Raw genomic sequence first — 21,421 nt, 5'->3', positions numbered from 1 at the left:
CCCCGGCCGCGCCTGCGGAGCCCGGGCGTCACGGACGCACGACGAGAGCCCCGCGGCCTCTCGGCCGGGGGCACGCAAAACGTCGACCCTGCACGCCACCAGGGTAGCGAGCGCCCGCCGGGACCGACAGGTGCGGTCCCGGCGGGCGCGCGACCTCAGCGGGTCAGCCGCAGCGTCACGACCTGGAACGGCCGCAGCCGCAGCCCGACCGTGCTGCCCTCGACGCCGGTGACCGCCGACGGCGCCACGACCGTGTCCTCGCCCAACGGCCGCTCGTGCAGGTCGGTCTCGACCGCACCGGCGAGGTCGAAGGAGGCGGTGAGCTGCGCCGTCGAGCGCCGCCCGTACGGCTCGTAGAGCCGGACGACGACGTCGCCGCTGCCGTCGTGCGCGAGCTTGACGGCCTCGACGAGCGCGCCGCCGTCGAGCGTGACCAGCGGGTCGACCGGGGCACCCGTGACCTGCCGCAGCGGCAGGTTGGTCGCGTACCCGGCCGCGACGGCGTCCTCGACGCCGGCGCCGGGCAGCAGCACGAACCCGAAGCGGTGGCTGCCGTGGTCGGTGCGCGGGTCGGGGTAGCCGGGGCCGCGCAGCAGCGAGGCGCGCACGAGGTGGAACGTGCCGCCGCCCTCGCGCGGGTGCCGGGTGAGGTCGTAGCCGTAGGTCGCCTCGTTCGCGAGCGCGACGCCGTACCCCGGCTCGGCGACGTGCAACCAGCGGTGCGCCCACACCTCGAAGCGGTAGAAGTCCCAGCTCGTGTTGGTGTGCGTCGGCCGGGTGAGGTGCCCCATCTGCACCTCGAAGCGGGCGTGGTCGGTGTGCACGTCGACCGGGAACGCGAGCTTGAGGAACCGGTCGCGCGCGGCCCACTCGACCTCGACCCCGACGTGCAGACCGGGCGCGTCGGCGCGCAGCGTGAGCGTCTGCACGACCGGCTTGCCCTCGAGGGTGCGGTGCACCGCGACGGTCGCCGACGTAGCGTCCGACGACGTCTCGACCCGGTCCGCCGCCGTGATGTCGACGACGCTGTTGCGGTAGAAGGGGTCGACGTCCCAGGCGTCGTACTGGTTCGGGAAGTCCTGGTGCAGCTGCAGCAGGTTGCCGCGCTGCCCCGGCGGCACGACCTCGCGCCCGGCCTCCTTGTCCCAGATGCTCGTCACCAGGCCGTCGCGGTCGACGACGACCCGCAGCGCGTCGTGCTCGAGCACGACGCCGTCGCCCGTCTCGGCGACCTGGACGGCGGCGCCCGCCTGCTCGGCGACCGCACCGCCCAGCGCCGGCACGCCGCGCCGCGCGAGCGGTCCCGCGTTGAAGGTGATCGGCTGGTCGCCGTCGCCCGCCAGCAGCTGCTGGCTCTCGGCGACGATCGCGCGCAGCCGCTCCTGCACGCGGGCGTGCTCGGCGAGCATGTCGCGGTACACCCACGAGATCGAGCTGCCCGGCAGGATGTCGTGGAACTGCCCGAGCAGCACGGTGCGCCACAGCTGCTGCAGCTCCTCGGCGGGGTACGGGTGCCCGGCGCGGACCGCGGCGGTGGCGGCCCACAGCTCGGCCTCCCGCAGCAGGTGCTCGCTCTCGCGGTTGGCCCGCTTGATGCGCGCCTGCGTCGTGTAGGTCGCCCGGTGCATCTCCAGGTACAGCTCGCCCACCCAGACCGGCGGCTCCGCGTACTCGGCCTCGGCGGCCTCGAAGTAGTCGCGCGGGGGCGCGACCGTCACGCGCGGCGAGCCCTCGAGGTCGGCGGTGCGGCGCGCCTGCGCGAGCATCTCGCGCGTGGGGCCGCCGCCGCCGTCGCCGTACCCGAAGGGCACGAGCGAGGTGCCGGCCACGCCCTTGTCGCGGAAGTTGGTCGCGGCGTGGTGGAGCTCGCGCGCCGAGAGGTCGGAGTTGTAGGTGTCGACCGGCGGGAAGTGCGTGAAGATCCGGGTGCCGTCGATGCCCTCCCAGTGGAAGCTGTGGTGCGGGAAGTCGTCGACCTGGTTCCACGAGATCTTCTGGGTGAGGAACCAGCGCGCGCCCGCCAGCCTCGCGAGCTGCGGCAGCCCGGCGGAGTAGCCGAAGGAGTCCGGCAGCCAGACCTCCTCGCACCGGTGCCCGTAGGCGCGCTCGAAGTATGCCGCGCCCTCGACGAGCTGGCGCACCATCGCCTCGCCGCCGGGCAGGTTGGCGTCGGACTCCACCCACATGCCGCCGACCGGCACCACGTGCCCGGAGGCGACGGCGGCCTGCAGCCGCGCGAACAGGTCCGGGTGGTCCTCCTCGAGCCAGGCCGAGTGCTGCGCGGCCGGGAACGCGAACACGACCGGCTCGCCGTCGTCGACGAGGCGCAGCACGTTCGCGATCGTCCGCGCGACCTTGCGGCGGGTCTCGCGGACCGGCCACAGCCAGGCGGAGTCGATGTGGGCGTGGCCGGTCGCGACGGCGCGGTGCGCGCTGCCCTCGGCGGGCCGGGCGAGCACCTCGCGGAGCCGCTCGCGGGCCGCGACGGCGGTGCCCGGCACGTCCTGCAGGTCGAGGGCGTCCATGGCGCGGTCGAGCGCGACGCGCAGCTCCGCGCGCCGGTGCGAGTCCGCGGGCAGCACCTCCGCGAGACCCTCGAGCGCCGTGACGTCGGCGACGAGCTCGCGCACCTCGTGGTGGACGCGCACGACGTCGGCCCGCCAGAGCTTGTACTGCCGCTCGGCGTCGCTGGTGAGGACGTCGCCGCGCTCGGTCGCGGAGAAGCTGTTGAGGACCGGGTTGGAGGCGGCCTCGAGGTAGACCTCGAAGCGGCCGTCGCCGTCCAGCTCGACCGGGATCCAGGTGTTGCGCGGGTGGATCCCCTTGACGATCGAGCCGTCGCGCCGGTACACGGTGCCCTCGCACTGGAAGCCCGGCCAGCCGTCGGACCAGCCCAGCTCGACGACGGCCTCGAGGTCACCGGTGCGCTCCGCCTCGGGCACCGTGCCGGTCAGGTGGAACCAGGTCGTGCCCCACGGCGGGCCCCACGAGGCGCCGAGATCGAACGGCTGGTACGTCGCCGCGAGCGCCTCCGCCACCGGGACCGGCTCGGCCTGCCCGACGACGCCGGACGCCGCGACGGGTTCCCAGACCTCCACCTCCAGCGGCAGCACGACGGTGGTCGCCGCGGGCGCGATGCGCTCCGCCAGGTGGCGGCGCACACGCTCGACGTCGATCGGCTCATGACGGTGCATTCGGGCTCCAGTGCTCGGGGTCGGGTCCCATGCTTGCAGACCTCGCGGCCCGCGCCCACCCGGCCGGCGGCCGCCGGCACCCAGGGGCACCCAGCGGCACCCCACCCCCCGCGAGATCGAGGTTCTGCGTCGAGATCGAGGATTCATCGCCTCGATCTCGACGCAGAACCTCGATCTCGTGGGCGCTGCCGGGTCACATCGATGTGTCTCTTGCATTACTGTGTGACGCACACTATCGTGTCCGCCATGACCACCGAACCCACCCCCGACGACGGCCTCCTCGCCGCGCACCTCCAGGAGCTGCGCCGGGGCACCGTCGTGCTGGCGGCGCTGGCGGTGCTGCGCGAGCCCGGCTACGGCTACGCGCTGCTCGAGCAGCTGACCGGGCACGGCATCGCCGTCGACGCGAACACCCTCTACCCGCTGCTGCGGCGCCTCGAGAAGCAGGGCCTGCTCGTCAGCGAGTGGAACACCGACGAGGCCCGGCCGCGGAAGTTCTACCGAACCAGCCCGGCCGGCGCCGAGCTCGCCGAGGCCCTCATGACCGACTGGCGGCGGCTGGACGCCAGCCTGCGCCACCTGACCGCGGAGATGCCATGACCTCCCCCGCCCCCTCGCCGTCCCGTCCGACCGACCGCAAGGACACCCGCATGAGCACGCTCACCGACCGCTACGTCTACGCCGCCACCCGGCTCGTCCAGTCCGAGGACGAGCGCAAGGAGCTGCAGCTCGAGCTGCGCGAGCGCATCGAGGACACGATCTCCGCGCTGGAGGCCGGTGGGCTCGACCGCGAGAGCGCCGAGCGGCAGGCCCTCACCGACCTCGGCGACCCGCTCCGCGTCACCGCCGAGTACCGGCAGCGCCCGCTGCACCTCATCGGTCCGCGGTTCTTCTACATGTGGCTGCGGATCCTCGTCATCGCGGTCAGCGTGACCGCCCCGATCGTCCTCGCCATCAACGTCCTCGTGGCGGTCTCCGCCGGTGAGACGGTCGGCCAGGTGATCGTCGGCGGGTTCGGCAACGCGATCGCCGTCGCCATCCACGTGGCGTTCTGGGTGACGCTCGTGTTCGCGGTCGTCGAGCGTGTCGCCCCCGACTCCGCCGACGCGTGGACGCCGGACCTGCTGCCGCAGCTGCCGAGCGGCGGCGGTCGCGGCCGTGCCGACCTGATCGCCTCGATCGTCTGCCTGGTGATCTTCGGCGCGCTGCTCGCCTGGCAGCACCTCGGCTCGCCGTTCCTGGTCGACGGCGCCCGGGTCCCGATCCTCGACCCCGCCCTGTGGGTGCCGGAGCTGTGGCTGGTCGTGGGCCTGCTGGTGCTGGAGGCCGTGCACGCGTTCTGGGTCTACCGCGCCGGCTGGACGTGGCCCACCGCGCTGACCAACGTCGCCCTCTCGGTCGCGTTCGCGGTCGTCGTGCTCCCGGTGCTGCTGCAGGACCGGCTCCTCAACCCCGCCTTCGTCCAGATGCAGGGCTGGGAGGACTGGACCGGCACCGGGACGATGATCGTCGCGGCCGGCGTCGTCATCGTGACGGTCTGGGAATCGATCGCAGGCGTGGTCCGCACGCTGCGCGGCGAGAACGCCGGCCGCGCCTGACGGCTCACCCGAGCGGCGCCAGCTCCGCACGCATCACCAGGGCGTCCACGCCCTCCAGCTGGTAGTAGTTGCGCCGGATCCCGATCGGCTCGAAGCCGAACCTCCGGTACAGCTGCTGAGGCCCGTCGTCGTCGGCGCGCACCTCGAGCACCATCGAGGTCGCGCCGTGGCGGCGGGCCTCCGTCATGAGCGCGCTGAGCAGCCGGCTCGCGTACCCGCGCCGCCGTGCGTGCGGCGCCACCCCGATCGTCATGACGTGGCTCTCCTCGCCGAGGTTGGCGCCCGCGTAGCCCACCAGCTCGCCGTCGACCTCGACCGCCAGGTAGCACCGGTGCGGCGCCCGCAGCTCCTCGACGAACATGCCGTGGGTCCACGCCCCGGACCCGAACAGCTCCAGCTCCAGCTGCAGCACCCGGTCGAGGTCGTCCTGCCGCAGCGGCCGCAGCAGCGGCTCGCCCGCCGCGGTCGCCTGCTCGGTCACGTCGCGCGCTTGCGGGCGCCCGCGACGTGGACGTCGGGACGGCGCAGGTACAGCGGCGTCAGCGGCGTGGGCGCGCCGACGCGCAGGAAGGCCTCGGCGACCTCGACGAGCGCGACCGGCGTCACGGCCGACTCCGCCTCGGGGTCGGCGACCTCGGCCTCCGCCAGCTCGGGGTGGACCGCCAGCGCCGGCCCGATGACGTCGCCGCGGTGCGCCGCGACCCACTCCAGCACGCCGGACGGCGGTCCGACCTCGGGCCCGTGCAGCCGCCACCCCGGGTCGGCGGGCCCGAGGCCCTCGGCGTAGGCGGCCCAGTAGACCTCGCGGCGGCGGGCGTCGGTCGTGACGACCACCTGCGCGGAGCTGTGCCAGGCGATCGCGTCGAGCGAGCTCACGCCGCGCACCTCGCACCCGACCGCGCGGCCGAGCGCGGCCGCGGTCGAGATCCCCACCCGCAGTCCGGTGAACGGCGCCGGCCCGGTGCCGACGACGATCCCCTCCAGGTGGCGCGCCTCGATCCCCGCCTCCTCCAGGCACGCCTTGATCATCGGGGCCAGCGCCTCGACGTGCCCGCGGGGGTCGGGGCTGACCGCGCGCGACAGCTCGACGGCCGCCGCGCCGTCGGGCACCTCGACGACGCCCACGGTGGAACCGCCCGAGGTGTCGATCGCCAGCCAGCGCATGGGGACCACTCTAGGAGCCCGCGCGGGCACCCCCGCGCCGGCCGGACCTCACGGCTGGACGCCCTCCCAGCGCGGTCCGTGTCCGATCACGTGCGCGACGCGGCTGTCGTCGCCGCCCTCGCTGCCGCGCGGCCGCTCCAGCCGCACCTCCAGCCAGCTCTCGCTCAGCTGCTCGACGAGCCCCTCGCCCCACTCGACCACGGTCACGGAGTCCTCGAGGCTGGCGTCGAGGTCGAGCGCGTCGACCTCGACGAGGGAGCCGATCCGGTAGGCGTCGACGTGCACGAGGTCGGGCCCGTCGCCGAGCGAGGGGTGGGCGCGCGCGATGATGAACGTCGGCGAGGCGATCTGGCCGCGGACGCCGAGACCGGCACCGATGCCCTGCGTGAGGGTGGTCTTGCCGGCGCCGAGGTCGCCGACGAGGACGACGAGGTCGCCGGCGCGCAGGCTCGCAGCGAGCCGCTCCCCCAGCGCTCGGGTCGCGTCGGCGTCCGGCAGCTCGATCCTCATCCGACGTACTCCCGCGGCACCCGGGCACCGAGCCGGGTGACGATCTCGTAGTTGATGGTCCCGACGGCGTCGGCCCAGTCCTGCGCGGTCGGCTCGCCGTCGTCGCCGGGACCGAACAGCACCACCCGGTCGCCCTCGGCGGCGCTCGTGCCGCCGACGTCGAGCACCAGCTGGTCCATGCAGACCCGGCCCGCGATGCGGAACCGGTGCCCGCCCACCTGCACCTCCGCGGCGTTGCTCGCGTGGCGGGGCACACCGTCGCCGTAGCCCAGCGGCACGACCGCGAGCCGGGTGTCCGACCGGGTCGTGTACGTGTGGCCGTAGGAGACGCCCTGGCCGGCGGGCACGTCCTTGACGACCACCAGCTGGGACTCCACGCGCATCGCCGGCCGCAGCCCGAGCTGGGCGGGCTCGCGCCCCGGCAGCGGCGACAGCCCGTAGGTCGCGAGGCCGGGCCGGACGAGGTCGTAGTGGACCGCGGGCTCGGTGAGCGTCGCGGCCGAGTTGGCGAGGTGCCGCACCTCGAGGTCGGCGCCCGCCTCCTCCGCGCGTCGCACGGCCTCGGCGAAGACGTCGAACTGGGTGCGCACGCTGGGGTGGTCGACCTCGTCGGCGCGCGCGAGGTGCGAGAACACCCCGACGACCCGCACGAGCCCGTCGCGCTGCGCCTCGACCGCCTCGTGGAGCATGTCGGTCCACGCCGGCAGCAGCTGGCCGCTGCGCCCCATCCCGGTGTCGATCTTGAGGTGGACCCGCGCCGGCCGCCCCACGGCCGCTGCCGCCTCCCGCACCTCGGCGAGCGCCCACGGCGCCGGCACCGACAGGTCGATCTCGGCCGCGACGCACTCGGCGAGCGGGGCACCGGGGCCGTAGAGCCAGGCGAGCACGCGCCCGGTGTCACCGGCCGCGCGCAGCGCCAGCGCCTCCGACAGCTGCGCGACGCCGAGCCACGCCGCACCCGCCTCCCGCGCGGCCCGCGCGACCGGCACGAGCCCGTGCCCGTAGGCGTCGGCCTTGACGACCGCCATCACCTGCGCGGTCGCCGCGTACTCCCGCAGCCGCGCGACGTTCGCGCGGATCGCCGCGAGGTCGACGACCGCGCGCGCCGGGTAGTAGCTCACGTCGCCATCCTGCCAGCGCCCTCCCCCATCCGCTCTCAACCCACTCCTGCCCCCGGACCAGGTTTCAACCCACTTCTGCCCCCAGAACAAGTTTCAACCCACTCCTGCCCCCCGGACGAGGGTCTCAACCCACTGCTAGCTCGAGGTCGTGGTTGCGCGATTCACGCTGCGGGACGCGCCATGCCGAGCTCGCCGAGCAGACGGCGGATGTCGCCGCCGCGGGCGACTGCGTCGGCCAGTGCGGCCCGACCGAGCGACTTCGGCGGGAGCACGAGCATCGCCCTGAGTGCACGAGCCAGCAGGTGACGCCGCTCGTGGAGCGTCGCCCAGGTGACGTGGACGACGTCGTACCCACAGGCCTCGATCCGGTCGTCACGGGCTCTGTCGCGCGCCCGGGTACGGTTGTTGTGCGCCACGGCGCCGTCGAACTCGATCACGAGCCTCTGCCCCGGGAACGCCACGTCGGCTCGCGCGATCACTCGGCCCTGGTCGACGATCCGGAAGTCAGCGCTCCACCCGACAAAGCCGTGCTCGTTCAGGAAGTCGTGCAGCCGCATCTCGCCGACGCTCAGTGCGCGTTGACGTACCGCCTTCAGCATGAGCCGCAGCCGCACGATCCCGTACAGGTGGTAGCGGTCGTCGATCTGGAGCGCGAGGTCGCGCTCGCTGACCTGGTCGTGCGTCCACATCCACGCCAGCAGTCCCCACGCGTCGTCACCGGGCAGCCGCCCGAGGCTGTCGGCGAGCGTGGTGTGCCAGTCGGTGACCGGCACACCACCGATCCGCACGACGGCCGTCGGCCTCACCGACCACCGGTGGACCGTGAAGCCGCGCAGCGCGTGGCGCGTGTCAGGCACGAGAACGTGCGTCTCGCCGTCGTCGTCGATCGGAAGACCGTGGAGCACCGCTGCCGTGACGTAGCAGACGATCGCGTCCGGCCATGTCAGGTGCGCGGCCAGCACGCGGTGCCGCACGGTCACTGTCGTGCCCGCCGGCACCAGGGCACGGCCTGCGAGCCTCACCGCGACTCCGCGCTCGACCCAACGCCGGACCGTGCGCGCCGAGTAACCGAGCTGAGCGGCCATGGCGGGTGTGAAGACCCCGTCGGTCGAGGCGAAGATCCTGGCGAGCTCGGAGGTGTGCATCGCCGCACTACGCCACGAGCCGTCGACTCGCCGCCGACGGTGTGCCAGGGTGCTGTGGACAGGGACGCAACAGCGCGGTTGTGGACAGGGCTGGGTTGATAACCCGGCCGGGGGCAGAAGTGGGTTGGAACCACGCGGGGGCAGAAGTGGGTTGAAACCACGCCCGGGGGCAGAAGTGGGTTGAAACCACGCCCGGGGGCAGAAGTGGGTTGAAACCACGCCCGGGGGCAGAAGTGGGTTGAAAGCTAGCTAGAGGAGGGGGCGGAGGGTGGCGGGGAGGGCGTCGACGACGTCGGAGGCGGCGATCGGGGCGCCGTCGGCGGCGCGGCGGCCGGCACGGCCGTGGACGAGGGCCGCGAGGGCGGCCACGCGCGCGACCGGCACCTCGGCCAGCGCGGCGAGCAGGGCGCCGAGCACGCCCGCGAGCACGTCGCCCGCGCCGGCGGTGGCGAGCCAGCCGGTGCCGTCGGCCTGGGCGAAGGTCTCGCCGTCGGGCGCGACGACGACGGTCGTCGGGCCCTTCGCGAGCACGGTAGCGCCGGTCAGCTCCGCCGCACGGGCGGCCCACCGGTGCGTCTCGTGCTCGACGGCGGCGCGGTCCACGTCCTCGCCGCGACCGCTCAGCAGGGTCGCCAGCTCCCCCGCGTGCGGCGTCAGCACCACGCGCGCACCGGCCAGCTCCTCGCGCGGCGGCAGCAGGTCGAGCGCACCGGCGTCGACCACGAGCCCGACGCCGTCGCGCACCGCCCGCTCGATCGCCTCGCGCAGCTCGCCGCGCCGGGCGTCGTCGTCGTTCGCGACGCCCGGCCCGACCACCCAGGACTGCACCCGACCCGGTCCGGGAACCGCCTCCGGCCAGCGGGCCAGCACCAGCTGCTCGGCGCGCTCGGGGCCGAGGTAGCGGACCATGCCGCAGCCCGTGCGGATCGCCGCTCCGGTCGTGAGCACCGCGGCTCCCGGGTACCGGTCCGAGCCGGCGACGACCCCGACGACGCCCCGCGTGTACTTGTGCGCGTCCGCCTCGGGCACCGGCCACAGGTCCGCGACGTCGGCGTCGACCAGCCGGGACACCAGCGGCGGCTGCACCGCGAGCGCCTCCTCCAGCCCGAGCGGCACCACCCGCAGCTCGCCCGCGAGCCGGTCGCCCGGAGGCAGCAGCAGACCGGCCTTCGCGCCGCCGAAGGTCACCGTCAGGTCGGCGGGCAGCACCGGGCCGGCCACCGCACCGGTGTCGGCGTCGACGCCGCTGGGCAGGTCGACCGCGACGACCACCGGCCGCAGCGGCGCCTGCTCGGCGAGCGCCGTCAGCCGCTCGGCCGCCTCGCCGGCGACCCCGCGCAGCGCACCCCGCACGCCGATGCCCGCGAGCGCGTCCACCCACACGTCCGCCCGGTCGGCGACTTCGGCGAGCACCCGCCAGCCGTCCTCGTCCGGGGTCGCGAGCTCGACGACGTCGACCGCCGCCGCGCGCGCGGCCTCCAGACCCTCGGCGTGGACGTCGGGCCGGGTCAGCACGACCGTGACGTCGGCGTCGTCGGCGAGCGCCGCGGCAGCGTGCAGCCCGTCCCCGCCGTTGTTGCCGCCGCCGACCAGCACGAGCACCGCGGGGTCGTCCAGTCCCACGAGCCGCTCCCGGACCGCGTCCGCGACCGCCGCCGCCGCGCGCAGCATCAGCGGCTCCCCCGCTGCGAGCGCCGGTGCCTCCGCGGCCCGGATCGACTCGGCCGACCAGCCTCGGATCATCACGCCTCCCGGCTCGCGATGGCGATCGCCGAGGCGATGCCCGCGTCGTGCGACAGCGACAGGTGCCAGTGGGTCACGCCCAGCCGCTCGGCCACCTCGGCGACCGTGCCGACGATCTCCACGCGCGGCGCGCCACCGACGACGCGGTGCACCGTGCAGTCGTGCCAGCGCATCCCGCCGGGCGACCCGAGCGCCTTCGCGATCGCCTCCTTCGCGGCGAAGCGCGCCGCGAGCGAGCTCGGCGGCAGGTCGCGCTCGGCCGCCGTGAAGAGCCGCTCCCGCAGCCGCGGCGCCCGGTCGAGCGTGAGCATGAACCGGGTGATGTCGACGACGTCGATCCCCACCCCGACCACGGCCGAGGACAGCCCGCGGGGGGCGAGGCGCTCGCCGTCGTCAGCCATGCCCTACCTCACTCGACGGTGACGGACTTCGCGAGGTTGCGCGGCTGGTCGACGTCGAGCCCCTTCGCGCGGGCGAGCTCGGCGGCGAAGATCTGCAGCGGCACCACGGTGACCAGCGGCGCCAGCAGCGTCGGGGTCTGCGGCACCCGGAACACGACATCGGCGAACGGCTCGACGCCGTCGTCTCCGTCCTCGGCGATCACCAGGGTGCGCGCGCCGCGGGCGCGGATCTCCTGGATGTTGGAGATCACCTTGCCGTGCAGCACGTCGCGGCCGCGCGGCGACGGCACGATGACGAAGACCGGCTGCCCCTCCTCGACCAGCGCGATCGGGCCGTGCTTGAGCTCGCCGGCCGCGAAGCCCTCGGCGTGGATGTAGGCGAGCTCCTTGAGCTTGAGCGCGCCCTCCATCGCCACCGGGTAGCCGACGTGCCGGCCCAGGAACAGCACGGTCGGCACGTCCTTCATCGAGCGCGCGACCTCGCGGACCTGCTCGCCCGCGTCGACCATGCGCTGCACCTTCTCGGGCATCGCGCGCAGCTGGGCGAGGTCCTCGCGGATCTCGTCGGGGAACTTGTTGCCGCGCAGCTGCGCGAGGTAGAGGCCGAGCAGGTAGCAGGCGGTGATCTGCGCGAGGAACGCCTTGGTCGAGGCGACGGCGACCTCCGGGCCCGCGTGGGTGTAGAGCACCGCGTCGGACTCGCGCGGGATCGTCGAGCCGTGCGTGTTGACGATCGCGAGCACCTTCGCGCCCTGCTCGCGGGCGTGCCGCACCGCCATGATCGTGTCCATCGTCTCGCCGGACTGGCTGATCGCGACGACGAGGGTGCGCTCGTCGACCACCGGGTCCCGGTACCGGAACTCGTGCGCGAGCTCGACCTCGGTCGGGATGCGGCACCAGTGCTCGATCGCGTACTTGGCGACGTGACCGGCGTAGGCCGCGGTCCCGCACGCGATGACGACGATCTTGTCGACGCTGCGCAGCACCGACTCCGGGATACGCATCTCGTCGAGCGCGAGCTTGCCGTCCTCGGCGGCGCGCCCGAGCAGCGTGTCGGCGACGGCCTGCGGCTGGTCGTGGATCTCCTTCTCCATGAAGGAGCTGAAGCCGCCCTTGACGGCGGCGTTGGCGTCCCAGTCGACCGTGAACCGCTTCGGCTCGACCGGGTTGCCGTCGACGTCGGTGACCACGATCTCGTCGGCGGTGATGGTCACGACCTGGTCCTGGCCCATCTCCATCGCCTCGCGCGTGGAGGCGATGAACGCCGAGACGTCGGAGCCGAGGAAGTTCTCGCCGTCGCCGAGCCCGATGACCAGCGGGGAGTTGCGCCGCGCGCCCACGACCGTGCCGGGCTGGTCGGCGTGCACCGCCAGCAGCGTGAACGCGCCCTCGAGGCGCGCCACGGTGGCCCGCATCGCGGCGGTGAGGTCGCCGTGCTCGTCGTAGGCGCCGGCCAGCAGGTGCGCGACCACCTCGGTGTCGGTCTCGGACAGGAACGTCACGCCCGCCTCGGTGAGCTCGCGCTTGAGCGCGTGGAAGTTCTCGATGATCCCGTTGTGGATGAGCGCGATCTTGCCGCCGCCCGACAGGTGCGGGTGCGCGTTGGCGTCGGTCGGACCGCCGTGCGTCGCCCACCGGGTGTGCCCGATCGCGGACGTGCCCGGCGGGATCCGCCGGGCGTCGAGCTCGGAGACCAGGTTGGTCAGCTTGCCCGCCTTCTTCGCGCTGACCAGCCCCTCCGGCGTCACGACGGCGACGCCCGCCGAGTCGTAGCCGCGGTACTCCAGCCGGCGCAGCCCTTCCAGGACGACCTCCAGGGGGCGGTCGCTGGGCGCGCCCGGGCCGACGTATCCGACGATTCCGCACATGGGCCTCAGGGTAACGGCGCGAGCACGCGCAGCCGGGCCGACGGGACCCGCGGGTGTCCGGTGTCACGCCCGCTCGGCGGCGTGCGGCCGGAGCCGCCACACGCCGTCGATGTGCACGGCGGGCGCCAGCAGTGGAAGAGTGTGGTCCCGTGACCGAGGCGACCGGGGTGGCGCACCTGCCCGACGCGGGCGAGGACGCACCGTTCGTGGAGTTCGACCGCGAGGAGTGGAGCCGACTGGCGGCGTCGACGCCGCTGCCGCTCACCGAGGCCGACATCGACAACCTCCGCGGGCTCGGCGACCCGATCGACCTGCACGAGGTCGACACCTCCTACCGGCCGCTGTCGCGGCTGCTGACGCTCTACGTCGAGGCGTCGCAGCAGCTGCGCACCGCCACCTCGACCTTCCTGGGCGAGTGGACGCACGCGACCCCGTTCGTCATCGGTGTCGCGGGCTCGGTCGCGGTCGGCAAGTCGACGGCGTCCCGGCTGCTGCGCGAGATGCTGCGCCGCTGGCCGCAGACGCCCCGCGTGGAGCTCGTGACCACCGACGGCTTCCTCTACCCCAACGCCGAGCTCGAGCGTCGCGGCCTCATGGAGCGCAAGGGCTTCCCGGAGTCCTACGACCGGCGTGCGCTGCTGCGCTTCCTCGAGCACGTCAAGGCAGGAGCGCCCGAGGTCAGCGCCCCGGTCTACAGCCACCTCACCTACGACATCGTCCCCGACCGGCGGATCACGGTCCGCAACCCCGACGTGCTGATCGTCGAGGGCCTCAACGTGCTGGCGCCCGCACGGATCACCGCCGCCGGTGAGGCGTCGCTCGCGGTCAGCGACTTCTTCGACTTCTCGATCTACATCGACGCCGAGGTCGCCGACATCCGGCGCTGGTACGTCGAGCGCTTCCTCGACCTGCGCAGCACGGCCTTCGCCGACCCGCGCTCCTACTTCCACCGGTACGCGAGCCTCACCGACGACGAGGCCAGGACCCGCGCGCTGGAGATCTGGTCCTCGATCAACGAGCCGAACCTCGTCGAGAACGTCGCGCCCACCCGCGGCCGCGCGACGCTCGTGCTGACCAAGGACGCCGAGCACCGCCTCAGCCGCGTCCGGCTCCGCAGGATCTGACGTGCCGCGCGGCGACGTGGAGCTGGTGACACCGGCCGGTCGTGCGCGCGGCACGGTCGTCGACGGCCTGGTGCGCTTCCGCGGCGTCCCCTACGCGGCCGCCCCGACCGGTGACCTGCGGTTCGCCGCGCCCGCGCCGCACCCGGGCTGGTCCGGTGTGCGGGACGCCGTCGAGCCCGGCCCCACCCCGCTGCTGCCGCCGATGTCGGAGACCTCCTCGATCCCGGAGCCGCCCACGCCCGGGGACGAGATCCTCAACGTCAGCATCACCGCACCCGCCGCGCCGGCGGAGCCGCTGCCGGTGTACGTGTGGGTCCACGGCGGCGGCTACGTCAGCGGCTCACCCAACAGCCCGTGGTTCGACGGCGCGACCCTCGCGCGCTCGGGCGTCGTGGTCGTCACGATCTCCTACCGGCTCGGCGTCGACGGCTTCGGGCACATCCCCGGCGCCCCCGACAACCGGGCCGTGCTCGACTGCGTCGCCGCGCTGCGGTGGGTGCGCGAGACGATCGGCGCCGTCGGCGGCGACCCGGCGCGGGTCACGATCGGCGGGCAGAGCGCCGGCGGCGGGCTGGTGCTGGCGCTGCTCGCCGCACCGGCGGCGCGTGGGCTGTTCCGGTCGGCGGTCGTCCACTCGGCGCCGCTGCCCGACATCACGCCCGCGGACGCCGAGCGGGTGACCGCCCGGCTGGCGTCGCAGCTGGGCGTCGCGCACGACCTCGACGGCTGGCGCTCGCTGACCCGCGAGGAGGTGGTGGCCGCCGAGCGACGTCTCGAGGCCGGCAGCCTGTGGTCGAACCTCTCGGAGCTGCGCCGCGCCCTCACGTGGTCCGGTCCGCTCACCAGGTTCGGCCCGGTCGTCGGCACCGACGTCGTCCCCGACGTCCTCGACGCGCTCGCCCGGCCGGACGACCGGCCCGTGCTGCTCGGCACCACCGCGTCGGAGTTCAACCTCGCGACGGCGGAGCTCGAGCGGCCCCTCGGCCGCGCCACGCCGCGCCCGGTGCTCGGCGCCGTCGGGCTGCCCGCCGCGCTGGCGCGCGCCTACCCCCGCGCGCACCCCGACCGGTCGGCGGCCTGGCTGCTCGGCCAGGCCCTCACCGACCGCGCGTTCAGGATGCCGGCGCTGCTGGTCGCGGAGGCCCGCGCGCAGTCCGGCACCCCGGCCGCCCTCTGGGACTTCCGCTGGCACCCCCAGGACGGCATCGCGCGGCACTGCATCGACCTGCCGTTCGCGTGGGACGTGCTGGGCGCCGAGCGGGTCGAGCGGATCGCGGGCGAGGACCCGCCCGCGGCGCTCGCGCGCGAGATGTCCGGCGACGTCGCCCGGTTCGTCCGCACCGGCGAGGCGGGCTGGCCCACCTACGCGCCGGAGGCGCCGGTCGCGAAGGTCTACGACGTGCCGAGCTGGGTCGGTCGCGACCCCTACCGGTTCGAGCGGCTCGCGCTGCAGGTCGTCGAGCCCGTCTGAGACGGTCGTGCGGTGGCCGGGAGGCTCAGGCTCGGTCGCCGACCGGAGCGCACTCCTCTTCGTCCCCGGCCGGCCGCTCAGGGTCGACGGCGTCGCCTCGGGGCTCCAGCCGCTCGCCGTCGTCAGGTGCGGGGAGCGCGGACGGCGTGCCCAGCACCTTGCGCATGACCGCGTCGATGACCGTGCCGAGCACGATGCCGAGCACCACGCCCACCACGACCGCGAGCATCGGCTGGTCCTTGATGACCGCGCCCGCGCCGATGCCCAGGAGCGTGGAGTAGACCGCCCACGACACCGCCGCGATGGCCGCGAAGCCCATGAACCGCTTGCGGCCGAAGCCGAGGGCGCCGGCGCTCATGTTGACCGCGACGCGCCCGATCGGGATGTAGCGCGCTGCGAGGATGAACGCGCCGCCGCGCTGGTGCAGCGTGCGCTCGGCCCACGCCAGGGTGCGCGCGCCTCGCTCGGTGCGGAACCAGCGGAAGCTGCGCAGCGGCACCCGGGTGCCGATCGTGTAGGCGATGACGTCGCCCACGAAGGCGCCGACGGCCGCCACCGGCAGGATCGCCCACAGCGGCGGCCCCTCGCCGGACATCGACAGGCTGGCGAGCGCGATCACGATGCTCTCGCTGGGGATCGGCGGGAAGAACCCGTCGATCGCGGTGAAGACCGCCATGAGCAGCAGGCTCCACGGCGTGCCGGCGATCGCCACCACGACGTCGCTCAGGCCCGCGAGCCAGCTCGCGACGGCGTCCGCCGCCTGGCCCAGGGTCTCGAGCATGTGCTGCCTTCCGACGATCCGCTCTGTCCGTGCGCGCCGTCCGGTCCCTCGTCCCGACCCGCACGCCCATGGGGTTCATGTCGTCGGGTCGGTCGGTGTGTCCGGTCGGTACGCATCCCACGGTAGGTGCGTCGGAGCCGCAGCCGCCAGCGGGATGTCGTCCCCATCCTCGCGGGGGTTGTCCCCCGTACGCCTCCCCCGGAGGTCCCGTCGTCGGAGCGCGGGCGTCATCCCCTGGTAGGAGTCGGACCGTCGCCCGCCGACGAGAGGGCAGGCGCACCCGGCGGGCGAGCCTGGCTCAGGACAGCGCGAGCCGCTCGGCGACGACAGCGGCGAGGCCGTGCGCCTCCCGCTCGGCCTGCTCGGAGGTCTGGGCCTCGACCATGACGCGCACCAGCGGCTCGGTGCCCGAGGGACGCAGCAGCACCCGCCCGGTCTCGCCCAGCCGCGCCTCGGCGGCGGCGATCGCCGCGGCGAGCGGCTCGTCGGTGCCGGCGCGGCTCTTGTCGACGCCGGGGACGTTGACCAGCACCTGCGGCAGACGCTCGACGATCGCGGCCAGGTCGGCGAGGGTGCGCCCGGTCGCGGCGACCCGCGACGCGAGGTGCAGCGCGGTGAGCACGCCGTCCCCGGTCGTGGCGTGGTCGGACAGGATGAGGTGGCCGGACTGCTCGCCGCCGAGGTTGAAGCCGCCCTCGCGCATCGCCTCGAGGACGTAACGGTCGCCGACGCCGGTCTGCACGGTCTCGATGCCGGCGGCACGCATCGCGAGCAGCAGCCCGAGGTTGCTCATCACGGTCACCACGAGCGTGTCGTGCGCGAGCGCACCCCGCTCCTTGAGCGCGCTCGCGAGCACGCCCATGATCTGGTCGCCATCGACGAGGGCGCCGGTGTGGTCGACCGCGAGGCACCGGTCGGCGTCGCCGTCGAACGCCACGCCCATGTGCGCCTCGGAGGCGACGGTGACCGCCTGCAGCTGCTCGGGGTGCGTGGACCCGCACTTCTCGTTGATGTTGCGGCCGTCGGGCGAGGCGTTGATGACGACGACGTCGGCGCCGGCCGCGCGCAGCGCCGCGGGGCCGACCTCGCTGGCGGCACCGTTGGCGCAGTCGACCGCGATCCGCAGCCCGCTGAGGTCGTGCCCGATCGTGCCGAGCAGGTGCTGCACGTAGGCGTCGCCCGCCTCGCCGCGGCTGAGGGTGATCGCGCCGACGTCACCGTGGGTGGGGCGCTCCCACTGCTCGCCGAGCGCGGCCTCGATCGCGTCCTCGACGGCGTCGTCGAGCTTGACGCCGCCGCGCGCAAAGAACTTGATGCCGTTGTCCTGCATCGGGTTGTGCGACGCGGAGATCATGACGGCGACGTCGGCGTTCTCGGCGTTGGTCAGGTACGCGACCGCCGGCGTGGGGAGCACGCCGAGGTCCTCGGTGTCGACGCCGGCCGAGGCCAGCCCTGCGATGATCGCGGCCGAGAGGAACTGCCCCGACACGCGGGGGTCGCGCCCGACGATCGCGCGCGGCCGGCGGCCGGCGAACTCGCCGCGCTGGACGAGCACCCGGGCCGCGGCTGCCCCGAGCGAGAGCGCGAGCTCAGCGGTGACCTCGCGGTTCGCGAGACCTCGGACGCCGTCGGTACCGAAGAGTCGAGACATGGTCGCCTTTCGTGTGCGGGAGCCCAGCCGTGCCCAGACGCACGCAGGCCCCGGCGCATGGTAGCGCCGGGGCCTGGCGGCAGATCGCGACCGGAGCGGCGAGCTGCGACGTGCTGGTCGCGCTGAGGATCAGCGCTTGGAGTACTGCGGGGCCTTGCGGGCCTTCTTGAGACCCGCCTTCTTCCGCTCGATGACGCGGGCGTCACGCGTGAGGAAGCCGGCCTTCTTGAGGGTCGCGCGGTTCGACTCGGTGTCGATGGCGTTGAGCGCCCGCGCGATCGCGAGGCGCAGCGCGCCGGCCTGGCCGGACACGCCGCCGCCGTTGATGCGGGCGATGACGTCGAAACGGCCCTGGAGCTCCAGCACGGTGAACGGCGCGCTCACCAGCTGCTGGTGCAGCTTGTTCGGGAAGTAGTCCTCGAGCGTGCGCCCGTTGATCTTCCACTCGCCGGTGCCCGGGACGAGCCGGACTCGCGCCACGGCCTCCTTGCGGCGGCCGAGGGCCGCACCGGGGGCGGTGAGCGACTGGCCGCGGCCCTCGGGGGCCGCGCTCTCGCTGGTGTACGAGGACGGGGTCTCGTCCTCGGTCACGTCGATGGTGGTCTGCGCCACTGCTTTGACTCCTTGGTGTCAGGGGCGCTTACTGCGCGACCTGGGTGATCTCGAACGTCTCGGGCTTCTGGGCGCCGTGCGGGTGCTCCGGGCCGGTGTAGACCTTGAGCTTGCGGAGCTGGGCCCGACCGAGCGAGGTCTTGGGCAGCATGCCGCGCACGGCCTTCTCGACGACGCGCTCGGGGCGGGTCGCGAGCAGCTCGGCGTAGCTCTTGGCCTTGAGCCCACCCGGGTAGCCCGAGTGGGTGTAGGCGATCTTGTCCTCGCGCTTGCTGCCGGTCAGGGCGACCTTCTCGGCGTTGATGACGATGACGAAGTCGCCGCCGTCGACGTGGGGCGCGAAGGTGGGCTTGTGCTTGCCCCGCAGCAGCGTGGCGGCCTGGCTCGCAAGACGACCGAGGACGACGTCGGTAGCGTCGATGACGTACCAGTTGCGCTCGGCCTCACCGGCCTTGGGGGTGTACGTACGCACGGGTGTGAACCTTCGTTCTCGTGTGGTCCTCCTCCTCAGCACGCTCGCGCCTCTCTCACGATCTGCGGCGAGTAGATCGGAGCTGCGGCGCGCGCGGACCGACGAGCAGGTGCTGTGGTCTTCGCGGGCGATGAACGCGCGTGGCGGGCGAGTGGGAGGCGCCTGCACGCGTGAGCACGCACAACGACGTCCAAGAGTACCTGCCGCCTGGCAGCGGGTCAAAGTGACGCCGACTACCCCGACGGCGCGATCCCGCGCACCCACGGGCGCACCCGGCCCACGGGTTGCGCCGGAGGGTCGGCGTTGCTTGGACACGGTGCGCCCGGGGTGCCCACACTGGGGGCATGAGCGAGAACACCCCGGCGACCTCCACCGACAACGCCCTCGGCTCCGAGGGCGACAGCGACCAGCTCCCCCGCGAGGACACGCTCGTCGAGCGGGGTGTCGACGACCTGCTCGACGAGGGCTACTCCCCGCCCGAGCGCGACCCGATCCGCCAGATGGGCGGCATCGAGCCCGACGACCCGACGGCGCAGCAGCTCGAGGCCGAGGAGCCCGAGGTCTGGGAGCAGGAGCAGCAGGCCTCCGGCGAGCGTCAGCCCGACCGTGCCGGCCGGCTCGAGGAGGTCCACGACGCCGGTCGCGACACCGACCGGTTCGCGACCGACGCGGGCGTGGCCGGCGGCGCGGCCAGCGCCGAGGAGGCCGCGGTGCACCTGCAGCCCGACGGCGACGCGGTCGACGTGTTCACCGAGCCCGACGTCGAGGACGTCTGAGCGGCCCAGCCGCAGCGCTGCCTCTGCCGCCGCCGGTCCGCGCGCTCACCTGACCGGCCGGCGCATCGACCGGGCCACGGCCGCGCGCGCGGCCAGCTCGCCGTCGGGCGGGTAGCCGACCTCCTCGAGCACGAGCCCGTGCGGCGGGGCGACGGTGACGCTGCTGTCGCGCCGGACGGCGTCGAGCAGCTCGCGTGGCCGAGTGACCTCCCAGCGCCCCTCCCCGACCGCGAGCGAGGCCCCGACGAGCGAGCGCACCATCGAGTGGCAGAACGCGTCGGCGCGGACCTCGGCGACCAGTGCGCCGTCGACGCGGCGCCAGCCGAAGTCGAGCAGCGTCCGGATCGTCGTCGCACCCTCGCGCGGCTTGCAGTAGGCGAGGAAGTCGTGCTCGCCGAGCAGACCGCGTGCCGCGGCGTCCATCGCCTCGACGTCGAGCGGCCGCGGGTGCCACAGCTGCCACCCGCGCAGCAGCGGGTCGCGGCGACCCGCGGCGTCGACGACCGTGTAGCGGTAGCGGCGCCAGACCGCCGAGAAGCGCGCGTCGAAGCCCTCGAGGGCCTCCCGGACCTCGTGGATCGCGACGTCGTCGGGCAGCACCCCGTCGAGACGGCGCCGCAGCGCCTCGGCGGGCGGCCAGTCGCTGCGGCCAGGGGTCGCCTCGTACGCCGCGCGCGGCACGTCGACGTGCGCGACCTGGCCGCGCGCGTGCACGCCGCTGTCGGTGCGCCCCGCCACCGTCACCGACACCGCCGGGAGCCGCAGCACGGTGGCCAGCGCCCGTTCGAGCTCGCCCTGCACGCTCCGCAGCCCGGGCTGGGCCGCCCAGCCGACGAAGCCGCTGCCGTCGTAGCCGAGGTCGAGGCGCAGCCGCACGGTCGCGGCGGCCTCGCCCGCCGGTGCGCTCGCGGCGGGCGGACCTGACGTGGGCTCGGGCACGGGATCCAGCCTAGGCGCGGCGCGCCCGGCGCTGCGGGCGTCACCGCGCCGGGGCGGCGCCTACGCTGGCGGCGTGGACGAGCAGACGGCACCGCCGACGCTCGCCGTCGACTGCGGCGGCGGCGGCATCAAGGCCTCGGTGCTCGACGCCGCCGGGACGATGCTCGCGCACCCGGTGCGGACCGCGACGACCTACCCGCTGCCGCCCGAGAAGCTCGTCGAGGTGATCGCCGAGCTGGCCGAGCAGCTGCCGCGCGCGGGTCGGGTGACCGTCGGGATGCCCGGGATGATCCGCCACGGCGTCGTCGTCGTGACCCCGCACTACGTGACGCGGTCCGGGCCGCGCACGCGCGTGCTGCCCGAGCTGGTGCGGGCCTGGTCGGGCTTCGACATGCGCCGCGCGGTCGAGGAGCGGCTACGGCTGCCGGCCCGCGTGCTCAACGACGCCCAGGTGCACGGCGCCGGCGCGATCGCGGGCACCGGGACCGAGCTGATGCTCACGTTCGGCACCGGGCTGGGCAACGCCCTCTTCGACGGCGGCGTGCTGGCCCCGCACCTCGAGCTCAGCCAGGCGCCGGTGCGCTGGGGCCTCACCTACGACGAGTACATCGGGGAGCACGAGCGGCTGCGCCTCGGCGACGCGATGTGGTCGCGACGCGTCCGACGGGTCGTCGACGCGCTGCGCCCGATGTACGTCTGGGACCGCCTCTACCTCGGTGGCGGCAACTCCCGCCGGATCGTGCCGCAGGTGCTGAGCAAGCTGGGCGACGACGTCGTCGTCGTGCCGAACTCCGCCGGGATCGTCGGCGGCGTGCGGGTGTGGTCGCTGCCGCGCTCGCCCGGCTGACGGG

Annotated in this window: 20 protein-coding genes; 6 read left to right on the top strand and 14 right to left on the bottom strand. The window is 74.3% G+C overall.

Going from position 1 to position 21,421, the window contains the following annotated elements:
• Positions 1-155: 155 nt before the first annotated feature.
• Positions 156-3,194, bottom strand: a complete 3,039-nt coding sequence (locus GPA02_RS02375; RefSeq protein ID WP_156198250.1) for an alpha-mannosidase — start codon at positions 3,192-3,194, stop codon at positions 156-158.
• Between the two features lie 246 nt (positions 3,195-3,440).
• Between GPA02_RS02375 and GPA02_RS02370 the strand changes: the two genes are divergently transcribed.
• Positions 3,441-3,794 carry a PadR family transcriptional regulator gene (locus GPA02_RS02370; RefSeq protein WP_156198249.1) on the top strand — a complete coding sequence of 118 codons (354 nt, stop codon included), beginning with the start codon at positions 3,441-3,443 and terminating at the stop codon, positions 3,792-3,794.
• Positions 3,795-3,844: 50 nt separating this feature from the next.
• Positions 3,845-4,792 carry a permease prefix domain 1-containing protein gene (locus tag GPA02_RS02365; RefSeq protein WP_156198248.1) on the top strand — a complete coding sequence of 316 codons (948 nt, stop codon included), beginning with the start codon at positions 3,845-3,847 and terminating at the stop codon, positions 4,790-4,792.
• 4 nt (positions 4,793-4,796) lie between these two features.
• Here GPA02_RS02365 and rimI read toward each other — a convergent pair whose 3' ends face one another.
• From rimI to glmS, 8 genes are all read right to left on the bottom strand, one after another.
• Positions 4,797-5,273, bottom strand: a complete 477-nt coding sequence (gene rimI / locus GPA02_RS02360; RefSeq protein WP_156198247.1) for a ribosomal protein S18-alanine N-acetyltransferase — start codon at positions 5,271-5,273, stop codon at positions 4,797-4,799.
• Positions 5,270-5,956, bottom strand: a complete 687-nt coding sequence (gene tsaB / locus GPA02_RS02355) for a tRNA (adenosine(37)-N6)-threonylcarbamoyltransferase complex dimerization subunit type 1 TsaB (RefSeq protein ID WP_156198246.1) — start codon at positions 5,954-5,956, stop codon at positions 5,270-5,272. Before tsaB ends, rimI begins: the two co-directional genes overlap by 4 nt.
• A 48-nt stretch (positions 5,957-6,004) precedes the next feature.
• Positions 6,005-6,466: a tRNA (adenosine(37)-N6)-threonylcarbamoyltransferase complex ATPase subunit type 1 TsaE gene (gene tsaE / locus GPA02_RS02350; protein WP_156198245.1), complete on the bottom strand. Its 462-nt coding sequence runs from the start codon at positions 6,464-6,466 to the stop codon at positions 6,005-6,007.
• On the bottom strand, positions 6,463-7,587 hold the full coding sequence (gene alr / locus GPA02_RS02345) for an alanine racemase (RefSeq protein WP_156198244.1): 1,125 nt from the start codon (positions 7,585-7,587) through the stop codon (positions 6,463-6,465). The genes tsaE and alr overlap by 4 nt, the downstream gene beginning before the upstream one ends.
• A 161-nt stretch (positions 7,588-7,748) precedes the next feature.
• Positions 7,749-8,732: a type IV toxin-antitoxin system AbiEi family antitoxin domain-containing protein gene (locus GPA02_RS02340; protein WP_156198243.1), complete on the bottom strand. Its 984-nt coding sequence runs from the start codon at positions 8,730-8,732 to the stop codon at positions 7,749-7,751.
• Positions 8,733-8,981: 249 nt separating this feature from the next.
• The gene (locus GPA02_RS02335; RefSeq protein WP_156198419.1) at positions 8,982-10,475 is read right to left on the bottom strand and encodes an NAD(P)H-hydrate epimerase; all 1,494 of its coding nucleotides are present in this window, start codon (positions 10,473-10,475) and stop codon (positions 8,982-8,984) included.
• A complete protein-coding gene (locus tag GPA02_RS02330) occupies positions 10,475-10,876 on the bottom strand; it encodes a holo-ACP synthase (RefSeq protein WP_156198242.1) in 402 nt (133 codons plus the stop codon). Before GPA02_RS02330 ends, GPA02_RS02335 begins: the two co-directional genes overlap by 1 nt.
• 8 nt (positions 10,877-10,884) lie before the next feature.
• A complete protein-coding gene (gene glmS, locus GPA02_RS02325; RefSeq protein WP_156198241.1) occupies positions 10,885-12,744 on the bottom strand; it encodes a glutamine--fructose-6-phosphate transaminase (isomerizing) in 1,860 nt (619 codons plus the stop codon).
• Between the two features lie 149 nt (positions 12,745-12,893).
• Between glmS and coaA the strand changes: the two genes are divergently transcribed.
• Both coaA and GPA02_RS02315 read left to right on the top strand, forming a co-directional pair.
• Complete coding sequence (gene coaA / locus GPA02_RS02320) at positions 12,894-13,868, top strand: type I pantothenate kinase (protein WP_240133828.1); 975 nt, start codon at positions 12,894-12,896, stop codon at positions 13,866-13,868.
• A 1-nt stretch (position 13,869) separates the two neighbouring features.
• Positions 13,870-15,339, top strand: a complete 1,470-nt coding sequence (locus GPA02_RS02315) for a carboxylesterase family protein (protein WP_156198240.1) — start codon at positions 13,870-13,872, stop codon at positions 15,337-15,339.
• A 25-nt stretch (positions 15,340-15,364) separates the two neighbouring features.
• Here GPA02_RS02315 and GPA02_RS02310 read toward each other — a convergent pair whose 3' ends face one another.
• The 4 genes from GPA02_RS02310 to rplM all read right to left on the bottom strand — a co-directional run bounded on the left by GPA02_RS02310 (position 15,365) and on the right by rplM (position 18,855).
• The gene (locus GPA02_RS02310) at positions 15,365-16,120 is read right to left on the bottom strand and encodes a DedA family protein (RefSeq protein WP_240133827.1); all 756 of its coding nucleotides are present in this window, start codon (positions 16,118-16,120) and stop codon (positions 15,365-15,367) included.
• A gap of 298 nt (positions 16,121-16,418) precedes the next feature.
• A complete protein-coding gene (gene glmM, locus GPA02_RS02305; RefSeq protein WP_156198239.1) occupies positions 16,419-17,771 on the bottom strand; it encodes a phosphoglucosamine mutase in 1,353 nt (450 codons plus the stop codon).
• 129 nt (positions 17,772-17,900) lie between these two features.
• On the bottom strand, positions 17,901-18,383 hold the full coding sequence (rpsI, locus tag GPA02_RS02300) for a 30S ribosomal protein S9 (protein WP_156198238.1): 483 nt from the start codon (positions 18,381-18,383) through the stop codon (positions 17,901-17,903).
• A gap of 28 nt (positions 18,384-18,411) precedes the next feature.
• A complete protein-coding gene (gene rplM, locus GPA02_RS02295) occupies positions 18,412-18,855 on the bottom strand; it encodes a 50S ribosomal protein L13 (protein WP_156198237.1) in 444 nt (147 codons plus the stop codon).
• A 344-nt stretch (positions 18,856-19,199) separates the two neighbouring features.
• Here rplM and GPA02_RS02290 point away from each other — a divergent pair, with 344 nt between their 5' ends.
• A complete protein-coding gene (locus GPA02_RS02290) occupies positions 19,200-19,631 on the top strand; it encodes a DUF5709 domain-containing protein (RefSeq protein WP_156198236.1) in 432 nt (143 codons plus the stop codon).
• 45 nt (positions 19,632-19,676) lie between these two features.
• Here GPA02_RS02290 and truA read toward each other — a convergent pair whose 3' ends face one another.
• Complete coding sequence (gene truA, locus GPA02_RS02285) at positions 19,677-20,570, bottom strand: tRNA pseudouridine(38-40) synthase TruA (protein WP_156198235.1); 894 nt, start codon at positions 20,568-20,570, stop codon at positions 19,677-19,679.
• 73 nt (positions 20,571-20,643) lie between these two features.
• Between truA and GPA02_RS02280 the strand changes: the two genes are divergently transcribed.
• The gene (locus GPA02_RS02280) at positions 20,644-21,417 is read left to right on the top strand and encodes an ROK family protein (RefSeq protein ID WP_156198234.1); all 774 of its coding nucleotides are present in this window, start codon (positions 20,644-20,646) and stop codon (positions 21,415-21,417) included.
• Positions 21,418-21,421: the final 4 nt, after the last annotated feature.

This window comes from Actinotalea caeni (genome assembly GCF_009733795.1).
GTDB lineage: Bacteria > Actinomycetota > Actinomycetes > Actinomycetales > Beutenbergiaceae > Pseudactinotalea > Pseudactinotalea caeni.
The sequence above is the reverse complement of the archived record's forward strand: the minus strand, read 5'-3'. Positions and strand labels throughout refer to the sequence as shown.

What these genes read in the sequence shown, in the direction of transcription:
- GPA02_RS02340 (WP_156198243.1), bottom strand. Translation starts at nt 8,732, where the DNA reads ATGCACACCTCCGAGCTCGCCAGGATCTTCGCCTCGACCGACGGGGTC.
- GPA02_RS02370 (WP_156198249.1), top strand. Translation starts at nt 3,441, where the DNA reads ATGACCACCGAACCCACCCCCGACGACGGCCTCCTCGCCGCGCACCTC.
- tsaE (WP_156198245.1), bottom strand. Translation starts at nt 6,466, where the DNA reads ATGAGGATCGAGCTGCCGGACGCCGACGCGACCCGAGCGCTGGGGGAG.
- GPA02_RS02375 (WP_156198250.1), bottom strand. Translation starts at nt 3,194, where the DNA reads ATGCACCGTCATGAGCCGATCGACGTCGAGCGTGTGCGCCGCCACCTG.
- GPA02_RS02290 (WP_156198236.1), top strand. Translation starts at nt 19,200, where the DNA reads ATGAGCGAGAACACCCCGGCGACCTCCACCGACAACGCCCTCGGCTCC.
- glmM (WP_156198239.1), bottom strand. Translation starts at nt 17,771, where the DNA reads ATGTCTCGACTCTTCGGTACCGACGGCGTCCGAGGTCTCGCGAACCGC.
- tsaB (WP_156198246.1), bottom strand. Translation starts at nt 5,956, where the DNA reads ATGCGCTGGCTGGCGATCGACACCTCGGGCGGTTCCACCGTGGGCGTC.
- GPA02_RS02310 (WP_240133827.1), bottom strand. Translation starts at nt 16,120, where the DNA reads ATGCTCGAGACCCTGGGCCAGGCGGCGGACGCCGTCGCGAGCTGGCTC.
- GPA02_RS02365 (WP_156198248.1), top strand. Translation starts at nt 3,845, where the DNA reads ATGAGCACGCTCACCGACCGCTACGTCTACGCCGCCACCCGGCTCGTC.
- GPA02_RS02330 (WP_156198242.1), bottom strand. Translation starts at nt 10,876, where the DNA reads ATGGCTGACGACGGCGAGCGCCTCGCCCCCCGCGGGCTGTCCTCGGCC.
- GPA02_RS02335 (WP_156198419.1), bottom strand. Translation starts at nt 10,475, where the DNA reads ATGATCCGAGGCTGGTCGGCCGAGTCGATCCGGGCCGCGGAGGCACCG.
- glmS (WP_156198241.1), bottom strand. Translation starts at nt 12,744, where the DNA reads ATGTGCGGAATCGTCGGATACGTCGGCCCGGGCGCGCCCAGCGACCGC.